2 protein-coding genes and 1 tRNA gene are annotated in these 7,132 nt (G+C 46.6%); all 3 read left to right on the top strand.

The genetic code is table 11. The features are described from left to right. The first annotated feature begins 64 nt into the window (after positions 1-64). The 3 genes from AC2JBO_RS23555 to AC2JBO_RS23545 all read left to right on the top strand — a co-directional run bounded on the left by AC2JBO_RS23555 (position 65) and on the right by AC2JBO_RS23545 (position 7,027). A tRNA-Val gene (locus tag AC2JBO_RS23555) sits at positions 65-139 on the top strand. Between the two features lie 86 nt (positions 140-225). Beyond that, on the top strand, positions 226-1,878 hold the full coding sequence (locus AC2JBO_RS23550; RefSeq protein ID WP_496956062.1) for a lysine--tRNA ligase: 1,653 nt from the start codon (positions 226-228) through the stop codon (positions 1,876-1,878). A gap of 64 nt (positions 1,879-1,942) precedes the next feature. Then, entirely contained in the window at positions 1,943-7,027 is a 5,085-nt protein-coding gene (locus AC2JBO_RS23545) for a translocation/assembly module TamB domain-containing protein (RefSeq protein ID WP_496956061.1), read from the top strand. The last annotated feature ends 105 nt before the right edge of the window (positions 7,028-7,132 follow it).

Here is a 7,132-nt window from a genome sequence, read left to right as displayed (position 1 = left end):
AGGCCGGGCGACGCGGGCTATGTCCGCGCCTCCCGACGGCGTGACTTCATCGCCGTTCCAGGCTGGATGCGTAGCTCAGCGGGAGAGCACCTCGTTCACACCGAGGGGGTCACAGGTTCAATCCCTGTCGCATCCACCATTTCTCCTGCCTTAATCGTAAACTGACGTTCGTAGGCACGCGGGCCGCCGTTGACCGGCGGCGGCGGAACCGTCAAAGCCCGTGCCATGCTTCAGAACCTCGAGACCCTCGCGCGCGACGCCAAGTCCTGGCCGTTTGAACAGGCCCGCAACCTGCTGGACCACGTCCTGAAGAAGCGGCTGTCCGACGCCGACCGCGCCGCCGCCCGGCTTCTGATCGACGCGGGCAAGGCCAACGAGGCGCTGGCGACGTTCGAGGCGCTGCAAAAGCCGGTCGTTCTGGAAACCGGATACGGCCCCTCGGGCCTGCCGCACATGGGCACTTTCGGCGAGGTGGCGCGCACGACCATGGTGCGCAACGCCTTTCGCGCCCTAACCGGAGATTACTGGCCGACACGCCTCATCGCCTTCTCCGACGACATGGACGGCCTGCGCAAGGTTCCCGAGGGCGTGCCCAATCCGGATATGCTGCGCGAGGACCTGCACCTGCCGCTGACCAAGGTGCGCGATCCGTTCGGCACGCACGACAGCTTCGGCGCGCACAACAACGCCCGTCTGCGCGCCTTCCTGGACTCGTTCGGCTTCGACTACGAGTTCATGAGCTCCACCGAGACCTATCGCTCGGGGCAGTTCGACGAGGTTCTGCTGCGGGTGCTGGAGCGTTTCGACGCCATCCAGGCGGTGATGCTGCCGACGCTGGGCGAAGAGCGGCGCGCCACCTACTCCCCCTTCCTGCCCATCAGCCCGATCACCGGCCATGTGCTGCAGGTCCCGACGCTGGAGCGTGATGTCGAGGCCGGAACCATCACCTTCGACGACCCCGCGGGCGGCCGCACGACCGTGCCCGTCACCGGCGGCCACGTGAAGCTGCAGTGGAAGCCCGACTGGGCCATGCGCTGGACCGCGCTGGACGTCGACTACGAGATGTCGGGCAAGGATCTGATCGAATCCGTACGCGAATCGTCCAAGCTGTGCCGCGTCATGGGCGGCGAGCCGCCGGTCGGCTTCAACTACGAGCTTTTCCTCGACGTCGAGGGCAAGAAAATCTCCAAGTCCAAAGGCAACGGCCTGACGATGGAGCAGTGGCTGCGCTACGGCACGCCCGAGAGCCTGTCCTGGTACATGTTCCAGTCGCCCAAGTCGGCCAAGAGCCTGCACTTCAACGTCATCCCGCGCGCCATCGACGACTACCTCAGCTTCATCGACCAGTTCCGCGCCCAGGAACCCGCCAAGCAGGTCGACAACGCCGTCTGGTCGATCCACGCCGGTGCCCCGCCCCAGGTCGCCAGCCCGGTCAGTTTCGCCTTGTTGCTGAATCTGGTCGGCGTGGCCAATGCGTCGAACAAGGACCAGCTGTGGGCCTATATGGCGCGCTATCTGCCCGAGGCGACGCCGGATAACGAGCCGGTGCTGGACCAGCTGATGGACCGCGCACTGAACTATTACGAAGACTTCGTGCGGCCCACAAAAACGTTCCGGGTGCCTACTGAACAGGAAGCGGTCGCCTTCCGTGACCTGGCCGCCCGCCTGCGCGCTCTGCCCGCCGACACGACAGACGGCGAACTGATCCAGGGCGAGGTCTATGCGGTGGGCAAGGCGCACGCCTTCCAGCCGCTCCGCGCGTGGTTCGCCGCGCTGTACGAAGTGCTGCTCGGCGACAGCCAAGGCCCTCGCTTCGGCTCGTTCGCCGCCATCTATGGCCTGCCGGAAACCATTGCCCTGATCGAAAAGATTCCGTAATGCTAATTTAACGTTAGCTGCAACCCATACAAAAACGCCATTTTCCTTGGAAAACATTAACGGTGTGGCTCAGTTGTTGGAAGACAACCGACTCATTAAGTATGAAGTCGCAGGTAAACCAGTTAATGGTGGTAATGTTTTTGTCCGTGGCGAAACACGTTTCAGAAATGTACAACACAATGTAGACCTACAAGCCGAAAACATACTAGCATCAGACGTTACTAACTTAGTTAGAATACCAGTAGCATTACAGAAGGGGCGAGTTAATAAAGCTGATTTATATATTGAAGCAAAACCACAACAACCACCTTTACTATTTGGCAATGCTACTGTAGAGGGGGTTAACGCTCAAGTGGCACGTTTGCCAAGACTTTTTACAAACGCGCGTGGTGTATTTGGCTTCGATAAAACTCAAGTCAAACTAGAAAACGTCACAGCGTCCTACGGTAAAGTCCCGCTATTAGCAAATGGAATCATTGACAGAAAAGCTGGTTATAATTTAGCCGCGCGTGTAAATTCTGTCAGCGCAGCGAATGTCCAAGAAACCCTAAAATTAAAACTGCCCGTTCCAGTTTTGGCTTCTTTAAATGCAGATTTACTGGTAACTGGAGGAATAGATAGTCCAGTACTTTCTGGTAAAGGTAATACAACTCAAACTGCCAAAATAGATAAAGTTGATTTTAACAACGTTGGCGCCAAGTTTCAATTCGTACCACGTTTACAGCAAATCACTTTTACAGACATTCAAGGTACGGGTACTCTTGGAGGTGTCTTTACAGGTACAGGTATAGTCAAAATCGGTCAAAACCCTCAAGTCAATTTTAATATTAATGCTAAAAACGTACCTGGAGACGCAATTGCTCAAATATATAACATTAATCCTAACTTTAAAATTGGTGATGTCGCTGGGACTGCACAACTAAGTGGGGTGCCTGGAAATGTTCAAACTTTGGTACAATGGCAATCTCCTAATGGTACTTATCCTGGTACTGGCGAAACCACAGTTTATTCCGACCGTTCTGTTACATTTCGTAATGTTAATTTGAATGTCGCAGGTGGTAAAGTTCAAGCTGCGGGAAGGTGGGCATGGGCAACTCAACAGTGGCAAGTTACTGCTGATACTTCGGGTATACCTGTTGAACCCTATGTAAATAAAGAACAGTTAGAAAATGTTAATATTGATGGTATAAAATTTAATGGACGTTTGTTAGCTTCAGGAACAACGGCGCCGTTTAAAATAGCCAACGTCCAATCAGAAAATGCAGGTATTGAACTTGGTGGTGGACGAGTTGCAATCAAAAACGTTAAGTTTAATGACCAAAACTTTGCAGCTCAACTCGTTGCCAACAACGTTAGATTATCGCGCGTTCTTAAACAATCGGCGCCTGTTTTACAAAATCCTTTAGCTGGAACGTTTCAAATTGCTGGCAACCGCGATAATATTACCCTCAAAACAATTCAAGGTACAGGCAACGCGGTACTGAATGTTGGAGGTGGTACAGTTGGTGTTAATAATATTCAACTTCAAAACGGCGCCTATTTAGCACAACTGCAAATCAATGATTCTAACGTCCAAGAGTTAGCACAAGTACCAAGTATAATTCAAGGTCGAGTTACAGGTAACTTCCAAGTTGCAGGAACCGTTGACTCCTTCCAACTACCAGCTATACAAGCAAAAGGTATCGGACGTTTGAACGTAGACGGTGGTTCTTTCAATGCAAGCAACATTGTACTTGACAAGGGACGTTATACTGCAAAAGTTCAAGCTAACAATGTGCGTTTACAACGTTATGCCAAAGTACCACCTTTAGTTGAGTCAGGTTTAAACGGTTTATTTGACGTTACAGGTACAGTGGACTCGTTCAAACCAGAGAATGTCCAACTTACTGGTACAGGAAAAGTAAAATACGCAGGTGGTGACGTAACTGCATCGAATATTCGACTTAATGAAGGTCGCTATCAAGCTTTTGTTAATGCGTCTGGTGTACAACTCAAGCGCATTAACCCACAACTAGAAGGACTACTTGTTGGTAATTTACAAGTTGCGGGTACAACCAGTAATTTGTCCCTTACAAATGTAGCAGCAGTTGGTAAAGTTGGACTTTCTGAAGGGTTAGCAGGTATTCAACAACCCATTGTAGCAGATATTGGTTGGAACGGTACAAGGTTAACTGTTCAACGCGCGACTTCGCGTGATGTTACTGCAACTGGGTATGCTATAGTTAATGCAAAAACTCCAAACTTACCAGAAATTACTGATTTAAATTTGGATGTAATCGCTAAAAACTATAACCTCAAAAATTTACCAGCAAAGCTACCAAATGCGATAACTTTGGCTGGAAAAGCTGATTTTAATGGTAAAATTACAGGGCGCCTGCCTGTACCAAACCTAAACGGACAAATAGCATTACGCGAGTTGAATGTAAATAAATTTCCCTTTGATGTCTTAACAGGAAGTTTACTAAGCGAGCGTGGAAGCGGTTTAAAATTAGATGTTGTTGGAACACAAGACCGCATTGCATTAAATTTAGATGCCAATAACCGTCCCAAAGATTTTAATATACGTTGGAAACAAGCAACAGCAACAGGAGTTGCGGCGGGTGAAAATTTAGATATCAAAGTTAATAATTTCCCACTCTTCGCTTTAAATATTACTCCTCCCGCAAATGGATTAATAGGTCAAGGCAGTGTTGCAGGGACATTAAATGGAGATTTTCTAGTTAACCCAAACACTTTTACAGGAAACGGAAATATTGCAGTTGCTAATCCTCAAGTCGGAACGATTAAAGGTAATAGTTTAGAAGCGAAGTTTGCCTATAATAACGGCGCATTAACGCTGGAAAATAGTAACTTTAAGAAAAATAACAGTATTTATAGCTTTGCTGGTACTGTTATTCCATCTGCTACAATTCCCAAAATCCAAGGTCAACTCAAAGCTCTTAATGGTAACATTCAAGATGTTTTAACAACGTTACAAATCTTTGAACTGCAAGACTTTAGACGTGGTTTAACAGAACCAAAATATGCTGGTGCTGCTGCGCTCAATGGTACAAGCGCAGTTGGTGTACAAGACCAACCTGTGTCAACCAAAATAGAACGTTTATCTGAAATTCAAGCTTTAGTCGAACAACAACAAGCTTCTAAACGCGCGTCTTCACCTTTACCCGAACTAGCAGATTTAGTAGGAACTTTCAACGGTGACGTTACATTAGATACTACTTCTACCAATGGGCTACAAGCAGATTTTAAAATCAATGGTAAAGACTTTGCTTGGGGGCGCCCAGACGACCCAGACCGCTATTTTAACGCCCAGCAAATAATAGCTCAAGGAAATTATAATGATGGGTTACTAAGACTGCAACCGTTGCGCGTCGAGTCAAACAATCGTCTTTTATCTTTTGTTGGTACAGTTGGAGCAAAAGAACAATCAGGACAATTACAAGTATCAAACTTCCCCGTCAGGCTTCTTAATAACTTTGTTAAATTACCTGTAGGATTGACAGGAAACCTGAGCGGACAAGCGGTAATTGCAGGTAATATTTTTAATCCACTCTTCAAAGGAGATTTTTCAGTTAGTCAAGGAACTTTAAATGCCAAAGGTATCCAGTCAGCTTCGGCGAGTTTTAGTTATAACAACGGACGTTTAAACTTTAATAGCGAAGTAAACGTTGGCAGCACAGACCCTGTTAATATTAGAGGTGGTGTTCCCTACCAATTCCCTACCGCACTTGTTCCACCAGAAAATGATCAAATTGACCTTGATGTTAAAGTTAAAAACAAAGGGTTAGCAGTCATAAACTTGTTAACTAACCAAATCAAGTACGAAGATGGACAAGGAGAAGTCGATTTAAAAGTTCAGGGAACCCGTGAGCAGCTTATCTTAAATGGTACTGCAAACCTCAACAAAGCCATATTTAGCGCACCAACAATACCTGGTAATGTTACTGATGTTGCAGGTAATATAAAGTTTGATTTCGACCGTATCATCGTTAATAATTTACAAGGAGCATTTAGCCGAGGTAGCGTTAAAGCATTTGGTGAAATTCCCATCTCGAATAAAGAACTACAAGTCCAGAATCCTTTGACTCTTACCCTAGACCGCATAGCGTTAAATCTTAAAAGTTTGTATCAAGGTAACGTGAGTGGAGGTTTACAGCTAACTGGTTCTGCTCTCGACCCGTTAATTGGTGGTAGTATCGAGTTGAAAAACGGTAAAGTATTACTCGCTGAGTCAACAAACCTCAATCCACAGAAAAACGATACTTTAAATGAATTAACAAAACTTCTCAAATCTGAAACAGCTCAAGCAGAACCAGAAAAAACAATTACACGCTTTAACAATTTACAAATCAAGCTAGGTGACAACGTTAGAATTACGCGCGCTCCAATTCTTGATTTTGTTGCAACAGGTGACTTGAATGTAACAGGCTCATTTACAGACCCAATTCCAGAAGGAGTCATTAAACTAAAAGATGGTGGCGTTAATTTATTTACCACTCGCTTTAACTTAGTACGTGGTTATGAGCATAAAGCAACTTTTAAAAGAAACCAACCGCGCGACCCCGAACTAGATATAGAATTATTTGCCAAAGTACTCGATGTCGTGCAAAGTAGTGATTTTAGCCGTAACATCACTGGACTAGCTGCATTAGAAAGTGTCCGTGTTGAAGCAAAAATTCAGGGACTCGCAAGTCAGTTAAACGAAAATCTCGAACTTACTAGTTCACCAACGCGCGGTCAAAACGAACTTGTTGCCCTACTTGGAGGTGGGTTTGTAGAAACTCAAGGTCGAGGCAGCGATAGTACATTGGGATTAATTAACATCGCAGGTTCAGCCGTATTTAATAACTTTCAAAGCGCATTCAATCAAATAGGAACCGCATTTGGTTTGAGTGAATTTCGCTTATTCCCAACAATTATTTCCCAAGACCCAGAAGCAGGAAAAAACTACACAAGCTTAGAACTTGCCGCAGAAGCAGGTGTAGACATATCGCCAAAAGTCTCAGCATCAGCGCTCAAAATATTAACAACAAATGACCCAATTCAATGGGGTTTAAACTATCGTATCAACAAAGAAATTCGCTTCCGCACCTCCACAAACTTATTCAACGATAACCGTGCGGTATTAGAATTTGAACGCAGATTCTAGCAACGGATGTAACGGATGTAACGGATAAATTATTGGTTACAAACGCTCATCTATTTAATTACTGGGGTGTTATAGCCTGCGCCCGTCTGGCTTTGTTCGTATAGT

The sequence above is a fragment of the Calothrix sp. CBUCES-K 9914 genome, assembly GCF_059640475.1.
The sequence above is the reverse complement of the archived record's forward strand: the minus strand, read 5'-3'. Positions and strand labels throughout refer to the sequence as shown.

Bases quoted from the DNA above. Each gene is read 5' to 3' on its own strand.
- AC2JBO_RS23550 (WP_496956062.1), top strand. From the start codon at position 226: ATGCTTCAGAACCTCGAGACCCTCGCGCGCGACGCCAAGTCCTGGCCG.